Source organism: Rhodococcus sp. 06-462-5 (assembly GCF_002258315.1).
Lineage (GTDB): Bacteria > Actinomycetota > Actinomycetes > Mycobacteriales > Mycobacteriaceae > Rhodococcoides.
On sequence record NZ_NOYD01000013.1, the window covers coordinates 188,070 to 202,432 of the forward strand.

Sequence of the window (14,363 nt, forward strand, 5' to 3'; positions counted from 1 at the left end):
TAGATCTCGATATCGCCACGGAAAGCGACTCTCCGTCCTCACACGTGTTGCCTCGACCGAGACAACGGTTGGAAAAGTAGACCGAAAACGAACCATACCCATGCTCATGCGGGCGCGGACGTGAACACGGCCCGAAATCGATGGGGATTCTAGGTGACAGGTCACAAAGTAAACATCGACCAGGTCTCGATCAGATTACGAACTGGATGCTTCCCTGTCCACCGGACCGGCGTGTCGCGCAGCCCGTGACCGGATACGAGAACAGGGCCGAGCCGATTCACGGCTCGACCCTGTCGGTCGATTCACAACGAGCGTCTGCTACTCGGCTCAGTAACGGCGAGCACCGTCGAACGGCATCGAGTCGACGGGCGCGACCTTGACCGGAACACCGGAGGTGGATGCGTGCACAACGTTGCCGTTGCCGATGTACATGCCCGAGTGCGAGCCGCCGTAGAACGAGACGACATCGCCGGGGACCAGGCTGTCACGCGAGACCGGAGTGCCCGCGGCGGCCTGGTCGTAGCTCGTACGAGGCAGGCTGACGCCGGCCTGCTTGTAGGCCCACTGAATCAGACCCGAGCAGTCGAACGAATCCGGACCCGAAGCGCCGTAGACGTACGGTGCTCCGATCTTGGACTCGGCGGCCTGAACGGCCTTCGCTGCAGGCGTGACCTGGGGCGCCAACGGCGCACCCGGTGCAGGCACACCCGGAATGTTGAGGGGAGGGAGGCCCGGGATGTCAGGAATCTCGAAGGTTCCGACGCCGGGAATGGTGAGGGGGGCCGCCATTGCGGGTGCAGCGGGAAGGATGACCACGCCTGCCGTGAGCGCTCCGGCTACGAGGACTCGCCGCAATGATCGGTTGGAAAGATGTGACGCCACGAAAGATGGTGCTCCGTTTCTTCCTATCGTCCGCCGACCGAGTTAGCTGACGGGTTCGGGCTGGGAAGAGCAGCCCTACCCACCGGCCACCGTGTGGTGGCTCAGCGGGATTCACCCCAGTAGATATCGGGTTCCCGGTACGAACACTCTCGCGAGTGAACGATTAGGCGGTGACTTGCGACGCCACTCCGGTTTGGACTGGCGAGACTCCGCAAGGTCTCAGGAAGGTTACGAAATGGCATACCCCCGTGTCGACCCCAACTCGCCGAGGCGAGCGGATTCGGCTCGATTCTCGCTAGCCGGCGCGCTGATCCCCCGGTGTGTCACGAGTCGATAACAACGGAACCTCGGCGGTGTCGTCGTCGTTCACCACGAGCTTGAGAGTGGGCACGAGACCGACATCGGCGAGCACACCCATGGCACCGAGTTCTTCCTGCTCGAGAGTGATACGAGACGGCGGCCCGACCCACCGCCCGTCCGATCTCGACGGCATCCCCGGAGCCCCCAGAAGCACCGTCACGACGCAGTCCGCGCAGGCGATGTCACGGACCAGGCAGTCACTGCAGTCGATGATCATTGTGATCCTTGTCTCTTTGCGGTTTCCGGCGGCCCGATCGGCCGATGAAGCGAAAGATAACGTCGGGCACCGACAGGTTTCGTGACACGACGACGTTCGACGGCGCGATGCGCGTTCTTGTCGGAGGTCGGCCCTAACGTCGTCTCGGTGAGCCTGCCCATCCAGCTGACGTTCGACGAACTCGATACCCCGCTGCACGAGACCACGTTCGTCGTCGTCGACCTCGAGACCACCGGCGGTAGCGCGGACACCGAGGCCATCACCGAAATCGGGGCAGTCAAGGTTCGAGGCGGCGAAATTCTCGGCGAGTTCGCCACCCTGATCGACCCGGGCAGATCCATCCCGCCGTACATCGTGGAGCTGACCGGCATCACATCGGCGATGCTCATCGGCGCACCGCGCATCGAACGGGTTCTTCCCGGTTTCCTCGAATTCGCCCGTGGTTCGGTGCTGGTGGCGCACAACGCCGGCTTCGACACGGGATTCCTCAAAGCCGCCGCCAGTCGTCTCGACATCGCGTGGCCACGGTTTCAGGTGCTGTGCACGGTCAAGCTGGCTCGTCGAGTTCTGACGCGCGACGAGGCACCGTCGGTGAAGCTGTCCGCGCTCTCGACACTGTTCCGATCCGGCACCAGGCCCACCCACCGCGCGCTCGACGACGCCCGGGCGACCGTCGACGTTCTGCACGGCCTCATCGAACGGGTGGGCAATCAGGGGGTCCACAGCTACGCCGAGTTGGTCGACTACCTACCCGCGGTGTCGGCCGGCCAGCGCGCCAAACGCGGGCTGGCCGCTCATCTTCCGGGTACGCCCGGCGTCTATCTGTTCCGCGGCCCGTCCGACGAGGTGCTGTACGTCGGTACGTCCAACAACCTCAAGCGACGCGTGCGCAACTATTTCACCGGCTCGGAGACCAGAGGCCGGATGAAGGAGATGGTCGCACTGGCCACTCGCGTCGACCACGTCGAGTGTGCGCACGCGCTCGAGGCCGGGGTCCGCGAGTTACGACTGCTCTCGGCGCACATCCCGCCGTACAACCGCCGCTCGAAGTTTCCCAGGAAGGGGTGGTGGATCACCCTGACCGACGAGGCGTTCCCTCGCCTGTCGATCGTTCGCACACCGGCACCGAACAGTCTCGGACCGTTCTCGGTTCGCGGCGACGCCGCCGAGGCCGCTGCGCTCGTCGCGGAGTTCTGCCGCCTACGAACCTGCACTCGCCGTCTGGCTCGCTCGGTCCGACACGGTGACCAGTGCCCGGCAACCGACGTCGGAGGCTGCCCTGCGGCACTGTCCGGCCCCTTGACGGCCGACGAGTACTCGGATGCCCCGACGCAGTTTCTCGCGCTCGTGTGCGGTCAGGACGACGCCGTTCTGTTTTCCATGCGCCGCCGCGTCGCCGAACTCGCGGACAAGGAGCTGTACGAGACGGCTGCCCGTCTGCGCGATCGAATCGCGATCACCGTCGATGCACTGCGCAGGATGCACCGATCGGCCGCAGTGGCCGCCATTGCCGAACTCGTTGCGGCGAAGCGAACGGCGGACGGCGGGTGGGAGTTGATCGTGGTGCGCTTCGGCCGTCTGGCCGGCGCTGCCGTCGCGCCGCGCGGAGTGCATCCGATGCCCGTTGTCGACGCCATCACTGCGTCGGCCGAGACGGTGCTGCCCGATACGACACCGCTTCGCGGCGCGCCGCCGGAAGAGGTCGCACTGATCGCGGCCTGGCTGCGCACGGACGGAGTCAGGATCGTGCGCACGAGCAGTGGGTACTGCAGCCCGGCACGGTCGGCGGGTTCGTGGGAGTCGTGGTGTCGGACGGCGCGAGAAGCAGCCAGAGCAGGAGTGGAGCCTCCGGAACGGCTCGCGGGGCACGGCAGCAACTAGGGTCTGGGGGTAGCTCGCGTCGGACACCGAGCTCGAGATGCTGGAGGAGCACAGATGATCAATGCCATCGTCTTGATCGACGCCGAGGCCGACTCGATTCCGGAGGCGGCGCAGGCCGTTGCCGATGTCGAGGGGGTGTCGGAGGTCTATTCATGTGCCGGCGATGTCGACTTGATCGCCATCGTCAAGGTTCGCGATCATGCTTCGATCGCAGAGGTGATCACCAAGCACATCAATCGGGTGCGGGGTGTGCGCAGCACCACCACTCACATTGCGTTCCAGTCCTATTCGAGTGCCGATGTCGATGCAGGGTTCTCGATAGGCGAGTAGGCGCGCTCTGGCAGCCGTCGAGGTGTCAGTCGGCGAGTTCTGTGGTGCATCGACCCCAGTCGGCGAGTAGCCGCGCTGCGGCGCCCGAATCGACTGTCCTTGCGGCAGTGGCCAATCCGGCTTCGATTCGGGTATGGAGGTCGTCGGACACGCCGTGGTGCGCTGCCATTGCTGCGGCGGCGTTGAGCAGTACTGCGTCGCGCACGGGACCGCGTTCACCGGCGAACACGCGGTGCGCCACGGCCGCGTTGAATTCTGCGTCTCCACCTTTCAGAGCTTCGATGGGCGCTCGGGCGATGCCGTAGTCGAGGGGGTCGATCGACTCGACGGTCACCGAACCACCGGACACCACGTGCACGGTCGTGGTGGTGGACAGGGTGATCTCGTCCAGCCCGTCGTCGCCGCGGACGACCAGGACCGAGCTCCCGCGTCCGGCGAACACGTCGGCCATCACGGGAGCCAGACTCTCGAACGCGCAACCGATCAGGCCTGCGCGTGGGCGGCCCGGGTTGGTCAGCGGCCCCAGCACGTTGAACACCGTCGGGATGCCGATCTCTTTGCGCGGTGCCGCCGCGAAGCGCAGTGCAGGGTGATGGATCGGCGCGAAGCAGAATCCGATACCGACCTGTTCGACGCTCGCCGCGACGGCGTCGGCTCCCAGGGTCACCCGTACACCCAGCGCTTCGAGCACATCGGTCGTGCCGCTCTTGGACGACGCTGCGCGGTTGCCGTGCTTGACCACTCGCACCCCGCTGGCGGCCACGACGATGGCGGCCATCGTGGAGATGTTGACAGTGTCTGCCCCGTCACCTCCGGTGCCCACGACGTCGACGGCGTCGGTGTCGGTATCCACCAGCACCGCATGCGCGAGCATGGACTCGGCCAGACCGCTCACCTCGGCCGGAGTCGGCCCTTTCATCCTGAGTGCGACCCCGAAGGCAGCGATCTGAGCGGCGCTCGCATTGTCGGCCATGATCTCGTCCATAGCCCAGCCGGTGTCGGCGCTGGACAGGTCGGTGTGCGTCGTCAACGCGCCGAGAATTCGACGCCAGGTACGAGGCTGTTCGTCGCTGATCGCTGCGGTCATGGTGGTTCTGCCGTGCCCTTCTGCCGTCGATGCACTCGGTGCCGTGGAAGCTTAGCCAGAGGCTGCGTCGGGCTGCGCGGGCTGCAATGCGTCCCAGCCGAGTACGGCTCCCCCTCGTCGCTGGGCGAGGCCCGCCATGCGAGAACGCTCCTGTGAGCAGTGCAAGGCGTCGAGAACCTGAACACGTTGCAGAACAAGAGGCACGCCGTCGTCGACCCGAGGGCGGTAGCCGGTGCTCTCCGGCAGTTCGGCGGCCGGGCCCACTTCGTAGTCGTCCTGAGCCGCGACCGCCGCGGCGTCCTCGACTTGGTGAGAGGGCAGCACCAGATGATGCCGGAGGACCACCTCCGCCGATTCCGTCCACACCGGCTGGGTCCTCGCTGCTTCGTCGAGCACGGCCGAACATGCCTGTGCATCGTCGAAGCAACTCGCCACTGTCACGAGGTCGTCGCGGGTGGGGTCGAGACGTTCTGCGGTCGATCGCGAGAACAGTCTCCGAAACCATCCACCCTCGGTGCGCTTTGCCATGAGGCCAGCCTTGCACGACTGGACCCTACCGGCCCGTACAGGGGCTCTGACCAGCACGGGAACAAGGACGCACCCGGATTCGTTACGACGCGACGCGCCAAGAGCGGACCCGGATATGCCTTCCGTACTACGACGGGTCATACTTCTCTTTGTGACGAGCGCTGTAGGGACTCAAGGATCGGCAATCACCCAACGCGTGCACTCGCTGAACCGTCCCAATATGGTCAGCGTCGGCACGATCGTGTGGCTGTCGAGTGAACTCATGTTCTTCGCCGGGCTGTTTGCGATGTACTTCGTCGCACGCGCCCAAGCGAATGGAATCTGGCCGCCGGAGCCGACGGAGCTGAACCTCGCTCTCGCTGTGCCGGTGACTGCGGTGCTGATCGCATCGTCGTTCACCTGCCAGCTGGGTGTGTTCGCCGCCGAGCGAGGTGACGTCTTCGGACTACGCCGCTGGTACATCATCACGCTGGTGATGGGCACGTTCTTCGTGGCCGGCCAGGCGTACGAGTACTACCACATGGTCCACGAGGGCACGACGATCTCGAGCAGCGTGTACGGCTCGGTCTTCTACATCACGACCGGCTTCCACGGACTGCACGTAATCGGCGGACTCATCGCCTTCGTCTTCCTGATCACCCGAACGCTGGTCAGCAAGTTCACGCCCGCGCAGGCCACCGCCGCCATCGTCGTTTCGTACTACTGGCACTTCGTCGACATCGTCTGGATTGCCCTCTTCGCAACGATCTACTTCATCCGCTAGTGACAGTCAGCACGCCAAAGATAACGAGCGAACGGATTCAGCCCCCGACGTTCGGTCCGTCCCGACACGACAAGGGATAGAAGATGAGTTCATCTCCCCCAGCAGCATCCGACGACAACGCCGCCTCCAAGACGAGACGGCAGCGTAAGACGCGCCGACGCATCACCGGTGCGCTCGTTCTGATGATGGGCCTTCTGAGCGCAGGATTCCTCGCCTCGGCTCTGACGCCGGCTCCGCAGGTCGCGACCGCCGATACCGATTCGGCAGCGCTGATCCGCGAGGGCAAGCAGCTCTACGACACGTCCTGCGTCACGTGCCACGGTGCAAACCTGCAGGGTGTTCAGGATCGCGGACCGAGCCTCATCGGCGTCGGCGAAGCAGCCGTGTACTTCCAGGTGTCGAGTGGCCGTATGCCTGCCGTTCGCAACGAGGCACAGGCGATCCGCAAGCCACCGAAGTTCGACGACAAGCAGATCGACGCCCTCGGTGCCTACATCCAGGCCAACGGCGGCGGACCGACGGTCCTCCTCGACGAGAACGGCGAGATCGCTCAGGAGTCGCTGCGCGGCGACGACATCGGACGAGGAAGCGAGTTGTTCCGTCTCAACTGCGCCTCCTGCCACAACTTCACCGGCCTCGGCGGAGCTCTCTCCTCGGGCAAGTTCGCACCCCCGCTCGGACCCGCGAACGAGCAGGAGATCTACACCGCGATGGTCACCGGTCCGCAGAACATGCCGAAGTTCTCCGATCGCCAGCTGACGCTGGAAGAGAAGTCCGACATCATCGCCTACATCAAGTCGTCCACCGAGACGCTGCCCGCAGGCGGTTGGAGCATCGGCGGATTCGGTCCCGGTACCGAGATGATCGCTATCTGGACGGTCGGCATCATCGCCGTCGTCGGAGCAACTTTGTGGATCGGAGCTAGATCATGACCGACGGCGATTCCGGCCGTAAGGACGCGAACAACGACGACGAAGCCGGACGCAAGGATGCACCCGGTGCCGAAGGCGTGAACGCGGACAAGAAGTACACCGACGAGGAACTCGCTGCGCTCAGTCGCGACGACCTGGTCAAACTGGGTACCAACCTCGACGGTGTCGACGTCGCTTTCCGGCGCAACCGTTGGGCTGTGGAAGGTACTCGCGCCGAGAAGCGTGCCGAGCGCAGCGTCGCCATCTGGTTCTCGATCGCCGGCCTCGCCGCAGTCGCGTTCATCGGTGTCTACCTGTTCTGGCCGTGGCAGTACGCCGGTATCGGCGAAGAGAACTACATCGCCTACTCGCTGTACACCCCGCTCATCGGCGCAACGATGGGCTTGGCGATCCTTGCGGTCGGTATCGGCGCGGTGCAGTTCACCAAGAAGTTCATTCCCGAAGAAGTCTCCATCCAGGACCGTCACGACGGGGGTTCGTCGGAGACGGACCGCAAGACGCTCGTCGCGGAGCTGGGTGATTCCCTCGACACGTCGACCATCGGTCGTCGCAAGGTGATCAAGCGATCGCTGGTCTTCGGCGGTGGCGCACTCGGTGTCATGGCGCTGCTCCCCCTCGGCGGCCTGATCAAGAATCCGTGGGCAAAGGGCGAAGATTCGCCGTTGTGGGTATCCGGCTGGACTCCTCGCTACGATGGAGAGACCATCTACCTCCGACGAGACACCGGGCGACCGGAAGATGTCGTTCTCGTTCGGCCCGAGGACTTGGACGCTGGTGCCATGGAGACCGTCTTCCCGTTCCGCGAAGCGGACCGCGAGAGCGAGCACGACCTGCTCGTGTCTCTGCGAGGTGTTCGCAACTCGGTCATGCTCATCCGACTTCGCCCGGACGCTGCCAGCACCGTCATCAAGCGCAAGGGCCAGGAAAGCTTCAATTACGGCGATTACTTCGCCTACTCCAAGATCTGCACGCACCTGGGTTGCCCGACATCGTTGTACGAGCAGCAGACCAACCGAATTCTGTGCCCTTGCCACCAGTCGCAGTTCAACGCGCTCGAGTACGGCAAGCCGATCTTCGGACCGGCTGCGCGTGCGCTGCCCCAACTTCCCATCACTGTCAACGAAGAGGGATTCCTCGTCGCTTCGGGAGATTTCACCGAAGCGCTGGGACCCGCCTTCTGGGAACGTCGTCCGGAGCGTGACTCATGAGTACATTGCAAAACCTCGCCGCCAAGCAGGCCGACGGCGTAGACAGTCGCTATCACCTGGCACCTGGACTGCGACGCCAGATCAACAAGGTCTTTCCCACGCACTGGTCGTTCCTGCTCGGTGAGATCGCGTTGTACAGCTTCGTCATTCTGCTGATCTCGGGAGTGTTCCTCACCCTGTTCTTCGATCCTTCGCTCAGCGAGGTCGTGTACGACGGTGCCTACACCCCGCTCAACGGTGTGACGATGTCCAGGGCATACGCCACCGCTCTCGACATCACGTTCGAGGTTCGTGGCGGTCTGTTCATGCGGCAGATTCACCACTGGGCCGCCCTGATGTTCGCGGCCTCGATCATCGTGCACATGATGCGCATCTTCTTCACCGGTGCGTTCCGTCGCCCGCGTGAGGCCAACTGGGTCATCGGTTGCCTGCTGCTCATCCTCGCGATGTTCGAGGGCTTCTTCGGCTACTCGCTCCCCGACGATCTGCTCTCCGGCACCGGCCTCCGCGCCGCTCTCGGTGGCATCACGATGAGCATCCCGATCATCGGTACGTGGATGCACTGGCTCATCTTCGACGGCGACTTCCCCGGCACGATCATCATCCCGCGCCTGTACGTCGCTCACGTTCTTCTTCTACCGGCCATCATTTTGGCGCTGATCGCAGCTCACCTGGCCCTGGTCTGGTACCAGAAGCACACCCAGTTCCCCGGACCGGGCCGCACGGAGCAGAACGTCGTCGGCGTTCGTATTCTCCCGGTCTTCGCAGTCAAGTCCGGTGCCTTCTTCGCCGTCACCTTCGGTGTGCTGGCAGCAATGGGTGGTCTGCTCCAGATCAACCCGATCTGGAATCTCGGACCGTACAACCCGTCGCAAGTGTCGGCAGGTGTTCAGCCGGACTTCTATCTGATGTGGACCGACGGTATGGCGCGACTGTGGCCTGCCTGGGAGATATACATCGCCGGGCGTTACACGATCCCAGCAGTGTTCTGGGTGGCCGTGATCATGGGTCTCGTCTTCACCGTGATGATCGCCTACCCGTGGATCGAGAAGCGTCTCACCGGAGACACTGCGCATCACAACCTGCTGCAGCGTCCCCGCGACGTTCCGGTGCGTACCGCGATCGGCGCGATGGCTCTCACGTTCTACGTGATCCTCACGCTCTCGTGCATCAACGACCTCATCGCGTACAAGTTCGACATCTCGCTCAACGCGATGACATGGATCGGTCGTATCGGAATTCTCACCATGCCTCCGCTCGCGTACTTCATCGCATACCGATTCTGCATCGGCCTGCAGCGCAGCGACCGGGCAGTTCTCGAGCACGGCATCGAAACCGGAATCATCAAGCGACTCCCGCACGGCCAGTACGTGGAAATCCACCAGCCGCTCGGACCGGTCGATGATCACGGACACCCGATCCCCCTCGATTACCAGGGCGCACCCGTGCCCAAGAAGATGAACAAGCTCGGCTCGGCCGGAAAGCCCGGCTCGGGATCGCTGTTCAGTCCGGATCCGGTGGCACAGAGCAAGGCTCTCGAAGACGCCCATCACAAGGGTGAACACGAGCAGCTCACGATGCTCCGCAACTACCAGGCGGGCATTCACGGCAACGGTCACTCGAACGGTAACGGCCATGCAAATGGCAACGGCCACTCGAACGGTAACGGCCATGCAAATGGCAACGGCCACTCGAACGGCAACGGCAATGGACTCCACTCGGACGAGGACACTGCTATTGCTTCGGGTCGAAGTGACAACGACAGAGAACGCTGACATCTGACAGAGTCCGAAAAGAGGGCGACACCGGCAACGGTGTCGCCCTCTTTTCTTGTCTGCGAACACCATCCGGGCTCGACTCTGCGCTGACCCCTCCGGGGCGGGACGGCTCGGCGATCGGCAAGGAGCTGTGAGCCCCTCCCCTCCCCCACCAGCGGTCGACCACTCCGTTTCTCTGCCGTTCTCGGCTCAGGGGTTCGCGTCGACCGGTATTACTATCGGTCTCATGGTCCGTATTCCCCTCACCCCCGGCGAACTCGCCCGAGGTGCCAGGCTCGGCTCTGCTCTTCGTCATGCCCGTGGTGGCAGGACCATGACCGACGTCGCCGATACTGCCGGCATCTCGGTCGAGACTCTGCGGAAGATCGAGACCGGCCGAATTCCGACGCCGGCGTTCTTCACCGTCGCCGCATTGTGCGGTGCACTGAACATCTCTCTCGATTCGCTGGCCGATTCGACGTCCGGTTCCGTTCGGCCCCACTCCGAGGCCGACGTCTCCTGACTGTCCCCCTGGTTCACCTGCCCCCGTTCACCTCACCGCGAACCTCACAGCGCCGTGCCGACCATCCCGTCCGGCCTGTGCAGCGGGACAACAGAAAAAGGGCCCCGGTCGTTCGTGAGAACGACCGGGGCCCTTTTCGGGTGTATCTGGTGGAGTCAGTGGCGCTCGGCACCGACGTGGTACTCGAAGACCAAACCTGCGGCCGCGGCGATGACGCAGAAGACGCCAAGCGCGATCAGCCACGGCTGGAAGAAGGCGAAGCCGATGGCAGTGACGGCAGCGAAGGCTGCCAGCACGATCGGCCAGAAGCTGCCGGGGCTGAAGAAGCCCAAGTCGCCTGCACCGTCACTCACCTCGGCGTCGTCGAAGTCCTCGGGGCGCGTGTCGAGGCGTCGGGCGACGAACCTGAAGTAGGTACCGATGATCAGTGTCAGACCCACCGACAGGAAGATCGCGGTGACTCCGGCCCATTCCACTCCTGTGCGGCTCAGGCCCGTGAACAACGTGTACACGATGCCGACCAGGAGGAAGAAGACCGTGAGGATTTCGAAGATCTTGGCTTCGATTTTCATATCAGCATGCTTCCTTGGTCAGTTGCCTTCAGCGACAGCGGCAGTTCGGAGGGTGCGGTCGGTAGAGAACGGCGCGGTGCTCGTTGCGAGGGGGCTCTCGCCGATGGCTTCGAGTGCCTGCGCGTTGGTCAGCGCTTCTCCGCCTTCGGACAGGGGCTTGCGAAGTTCGATGTACTGCTCGAACCGCTCCGGAGAGACGGCACGAACCTCGAAGTTCATCATCGAGTGGAAGGTGCCACACATTTCGGTGCACCGTCCGACGAAGGAGCCTTCGCGTTCGATTTCGCTGATCTGGAAGACGTTGTCGGAGTGGTTCTCCTCGGGGTTCGGGAGAACGTCGCGCTTGAACAGGAATTCCGGAACCCAGAATCCGTGGATGACGTCCGAGGACGCGAGCACGAACTCGATGCGCTTGCCGGTCGGCAGAACCAGAACCGGGATCTCTTCGCTGGAGCCGACCGTTTCGATCTTGTTGTAGTGCAGGTACGACAGGTCCTGCGTGGATGCTCCGTTGATCGGTCCCGGAACGAACTCGCCGTCCTCGCTGCCCTCGGCACCTTCGCCCGGGGTAGCGGCGGCTTCGGCGGCGGCCTGCTCTTCCTCGTCGGTGCCCTCGTACTTGGCGGCACCGTCCTTGAGGTCGATGGTCCGGTATCCGAACTTCCAGTTCCACTGGTACGCCGTGACATCGACCTGGACGTCGGGATCGGCCTGCTTCTCGTCTACGTAGTTCTGCACCACGACGGTGAAGTAGAACAGCACGGCGATGATCACGAACGGAACGGCCGTGTAGAACAGCTCGAGCGGAACGTTGTACGCCGTCTGGCGGGGGAACTCCGGTGAGCTCTTCTTCTTACGGTGGAACAGCACCACCCAGAAGATGAGAACCCACACGATGATGCCCATGACCAGGGCTGCAATGACCGACCACGTCCACAGATCGCCGATGCGTCGCCCCTGAGGGGTGACGCCCGAGGCGAAACCGAAATTGAGTACGTTGTCGCTGCTGATGGAACAGCCCGACAGCATCAACGCGGCTACACCGAGAAATGCTGTCAGCCCCGCTCGCCGAAGGATCCGACTCTGCGCCACGTTCACGCCTTCCTGATTGCCCACCACTGAAGAATAAGGGCTTCCACATGGAGATGCCCGAGTACTACGCAGCGTAGACCAAAGCCGACGGAGAACCACCCTTGGGTCGTTACCTACGTTCGAGCGTGTCTGCGGCATACTCGGATCCTGATCTACAGTCCCGCTGACGACACTCGCGGAGACCTGGACCCCTGCACTGTCCCCAACTGCGAGAAGAGGTAGCAGACGCCGTGTGTGGACTGCTCGGAGTACTCACGTCTCACGGAACGACCGCCGCCGGAGTCGAACTCGTCGCGTCGGCGACCCACTGCATGCGACACCGCGGCCCGGACGAGCCCGGTGGCACCTGGCACGACGACGACGTCGTCTACGGCTTCAATCGGTTGTCCTTCATCGACATCGAACACTCCCATCAGCCGATGCGGTGGGGTCCGCCCGAGTCGCCGAACCGGTACGCGCTCGTCTTCAACGGCGAGATCTACAACTATCTGGAACTGCGCGCCGAACTGACACGCGACCACGGTGCCGAGTTCACCACCGAGGGTGACAGCGAATCGATCGTCGCGGCCTTCCATTACTGGGGCCCTGCTGCCGTACAGCGACTGCGAGGCATGTTCGCGTTCGCGGTCTGGGACACCGAGACCCGTGAGATGTTCATCGCCCGCGACCCCTTCGGCATCAAGCCGCTGTTCCTGGCCACCGGTCCGGGCGGCACCGCGTTCGGTAGTGAGAAGAAGAGCGTGCTCGAGCTGATGGAGCTGCTCGGCGTCGACACCGATCTCGATCCGCGTGCCATCGAGCACTACACAGTGCTGCAGTACGTCCCCGAGCCGGAAACCCTGCACGCAGGCGTTCGTCGCCTCGAATCCGGTTGCTACGCCACCCTGTCCCCCGGTACGCCGCCGAAGGTCACCCGCTATTTCACTCCGAAGTTTCCGGTGCAGCCCTTCGCACCCGGCAGCGAGAAGGCGCGGTACCAGGAGATCGCCGAGGCACTGGAGGACTCGGTGGCCAAACACATGCGCGCCGACGTCACCGTGGGCTCGTTTCTCTCCGGCGGCATCGATTCGACGGCCATCGCGGCTCTGGCGATTCGTCACAATCCCGACCTGATCACGTTCACCACCGGATTCGAGCGCGAGGGCTACTCCGAGGTCGACGTGGCTGCGGAGTCGGCGGCCGCAATCGGTGCCCGGCACATCGTGAAGGTCGTCGGGCCCGAAGAGTTCGCGGCATCCATCCCCGAGATCGTCTGGTACCTGGACGATCCTGTGGCCGACCCCGCGTTGGTGCCGCTGTACTTCGTCGCCAAGGAAGCACGCAAGCACGTGAAGGTGGTGCTCTCCGGTGAAGGTGCGGACGAGTTGTTCGGCGGCTACACCATTTATCGCGAACCGCTGTCGTTGAAGCCGTTCGAGTCGCTTCCCTCCTTCCTTCGACGTGCGGCGGGCTCGTTGAGCGAGCGAATCCCAGAGGGCACTCGCGGCAAGAGCCTGCTCAACCGTGGATCGATGACTCTCGAAGAGCGGTACTACGGCAACGCTCGCAGCTTCAACGACGCGCAGTTGCGCTCGGTGTTGCGCGAGTTCCGATCCGAGTGGACCCATCAGGACGTCACCGCGCCGATCTACGCGCAGTCGCAGGGATGGGATCCGGTGGCTCGCATGCAGCACCTGGATCTGTTCACCTGGTTGCGCGGCGACATTCTGGTCAAGGCCGACAAGATCACCATGGCGAACTCACTCGAGTTGCGAGTCCCGTTCCTGGACTCCGAGGTCCACAAAGTCGCCGAGAAGCTCCCGCTCGAGCAGAAGATCACCAAGAGCACCACCAAGTACGCTCTGCGTCAGGCGCTCGAGGGAATCGTTCCCAGCCATGTACTGCACCGCGCCAAGCTGGGATTCCCGGTGCCACTGCGCCATTGGCTACGCGGCCCGGAACTCTTCGACTGGGCGCACAAACAGATCGCCGATTCGCAGACCGATCACCTGCTGAACAAGGCCGCCGTCGTTACGATGCTCGACGACCACCGAGCCGGCAAGTCCGATCACAGCCGTCGACTGTGGACGCTGCTGATCTTCATGGTGTGGCACGGAATCTTCGTGGAGAAGCGCATCGTGCCGCAGATCGCCGAACCGGAGTACCCGGTCAACATCTGACCTGGCCGACCGTCCCCGGCGGATCAATGCGACTTTCGGTCGCTCGGAGTGCAACAAAGCCACATTGATCCG

The 14,363-nt window shown here is 63.6% G+C and carries 14 protein-coding genes and 1 riboswitch; of the genes, 8 read left to right on the plus strand and 6 right to left on the minus strand.

The genetic code is table 11. From position 1 onward, the window contains the following. Nucleotides 1-327: 327 nt before the first annotated feature. Nucleotides 328-882: a C40 family peptidase gene (locus CH251_RS08195; protein ID WP_179273332.1), complete on the minus strand. Its 555-nt coding sequence runs from the start codon at nt 880-882 to the stop codon at nt 328-330. Between the two features lie 18 nt (nt 883-900). Then, nucleotides 901-1,062: riboswitch (cyclic di-AMP (ydaO/yuaA leader) on the minus strand. Between the two features lie 115 nt (nt 1,063-1,177). Continuing rightward, nucleotides 1,178-1,459 carry a hypothetical protein gene (locus tag CH251_RS08200; RefSeq protein WP_094612697.1) on the minus strand — a complete coding sequence of 94 codons (282 nt, stop codon included), beginning with the start codon at nt 1,457-1,459 and terminating at the stop codon, nt 1,178-1,180. A gap of 147 nt (nt 1,460-1,606) precedes the next feature. Between CH251_RS08200 and CH251_RS08205 the strand changes: the two genes are divergently transcribed. Both CH251_RS08205 and CH251_RS08210 read left to right on the plus strand, forming a co-directional pair. Then, entirely contained in the window at nt 1,607-3,340 is a 1,734-nt protein-coding gene (locus tag CH251_RS08205; protein WP_094612930.1) for a DEDD exonuclease domain-containing protein, read from the plus strand. A 54-nt stretch (nt 3,341-3,394) separates the two neighbouring features. Next, nucleotides 3,395-3,670 (plus strand): Lrp/AsnC family transcriptional regulator, encoded by a 276-nt coding sequence (locus CH251_RS08210; protein WP_094612698.1) that lies wholly within the window; start codon nt 3,395-3,397, stop codon nt 3,668-3,670. A 25-nt stretch (nt 3,671-3,695) separates the two neighbouring features. On the opposite strand, the gene trpD is transcribed toward CH251_RS08210, so the two are convergent. Both trpD and CH251_RS08220 read right to left on the minus strand, forming a co-directional pair. Beyond that, on the minus strand, nt 3,696-4,757 hold the full coding sequence (gene trpD / locus CH251_RS08215) for an anthranilate phosphoribosyltransferase (protein WP_094612699.1): 1,062 nt from the start codon (nt 4,755-4,757) through the stop codon (nt 3,696-3,698). 51 nt (nt 4,758-4,808) lie between these two features. After that, nucleotides 4,809-5,285, minus strand: coding sequence for a hypothetical protein (locus CH251_RS08220; protein ID WP_094612700.1), 477 nt, complete (start codon nt 5,283-5,285; stop codon nt 4,809-4,811). A 151-nt stretch (nt 5,286-5,436) separates the two neighbouring features. On the opposite strand from CH251_RS08220, the gene CH251_RS08225 reads away from it, so the two are divergent. The 5 genes from CH251_RS08225 to CH251_RS08245 all read left to right on the plus strand — a co-directional run bounded on the left by CH251_RS08225 (nt 5,437) and on the right by CH251_RS08245 (nt 10,468). Beyond that, nucleotides 5,437-6,048 (plus strand): heme-copper oxidase subunit III, encoded by a 612-nt coding sequence (locus CH251_RS08225; RefSeq protein WP_094612701.1) that lies wholly within the window; start codon nt 5,437-5,439, stop codon nt 6,046-6,048. A gap of 83 nt (nt 6,049-6,131) precedes the next feature. Then, a complete protein-coding gene (locus tag CH251_RS08230; RefSeq protein ID WP_094612702.1) occupies nt 6,132-6,980 on the plus strand; it encodes a c-type cytochrome in 849 nt (282 codons plus the stop codon). Further along, entirely contained in the window at nt 6,977-8,188 is a 1,212-nt protein-coding gene (locus CH251_RS08235) for a ubiquinol-cytochrome c reductase iron-sulfur subunit (RefSeq protein ID WP_256978893.1), read from the plus strand. Before CH251_RS08230 ends, CH251_RS08235 begins: the two co-directional genes overlap by 4 nt. Continuing rightward, nucleotides 8,185-9,963 carry a cytochrome bc complex cytochrome b subunit gene (locus CH251_RS08240; RefSeq protein WP_094612703.1) on the plus strand — a complete coding sequence of 593 codons (1,779 nt, stop codon included), beginning with the start codon at nt 8,185-8,187 and terminating at the stop codon, nt 9,961-9,963. The genes CH251_RS08235 and CH251_RS08240 overlap by 4 nt, the downstream gene beginning before the upstream one ends. A gap of 229 nt (nt 9,964-10,192) precedes the next feature. Then, entirely contained in the window at nt 10,193-10,468 is a 276-nt protein-coding gene (locus CH251_RS08245) for a helix-turn-helix domain-containing protein (RefSeq protein WP_094612704.1), read from the plus strand. 155 nt (nt 10,469-10,623) lie between these two features. On the opposite strand, the gene CH251_RS08250 is transcribed toward CH251_RS08245, so the two are convergent. Together CH251_RS08250 and CH251_RS08255 are read right to left on the minus strand one after the other, a co-directional pair. Further along, nucleotides 10,624-11,040: a cytochrome c oxidase subunit 4 gene (locus CH251_RS08250; protein ID WP_032394414.1), complete on the minus strand. Its 417-nt coding sequence runs from the start codon at nt 11,038-11,040 to the stop codon at nt 10,624-10,626. 18 nt (nt 11,041-11,058) lie between these two features. Further along, the gene (locus tag CH251_RS08255) at nt 11,059-12,138 is read right to left on the minus strand and encodes a cytochrome c oxidase subunit II (RefSeq protein ID WP_179273340.1); all 1,080 of its coding nucleotides are present in this window, start codon (nt 12,136-12,138) and stop codon (nt 11,059-11,061) included. A gap of 224 nt (nt 12,139-12,362) precedes the next feature. Between CH251_RS08255 and asnB the strand changes: the two genes are divergently transcribed. After that, nucleotides 12,363-14,291 (plus strand): asparagine synthase (glutamine-hydrolyzing), encoded by a 1,929-nt coding sequence (asnB, locus tag CH251_RS08260; protein ID WP_094612705.1) that lies wholly within the window; start codon nt 12,363-12,365, stop codon nt 14,289-14,291. Nucleotides 14,292-14,363: the final 72 nt, after the last annotated feature.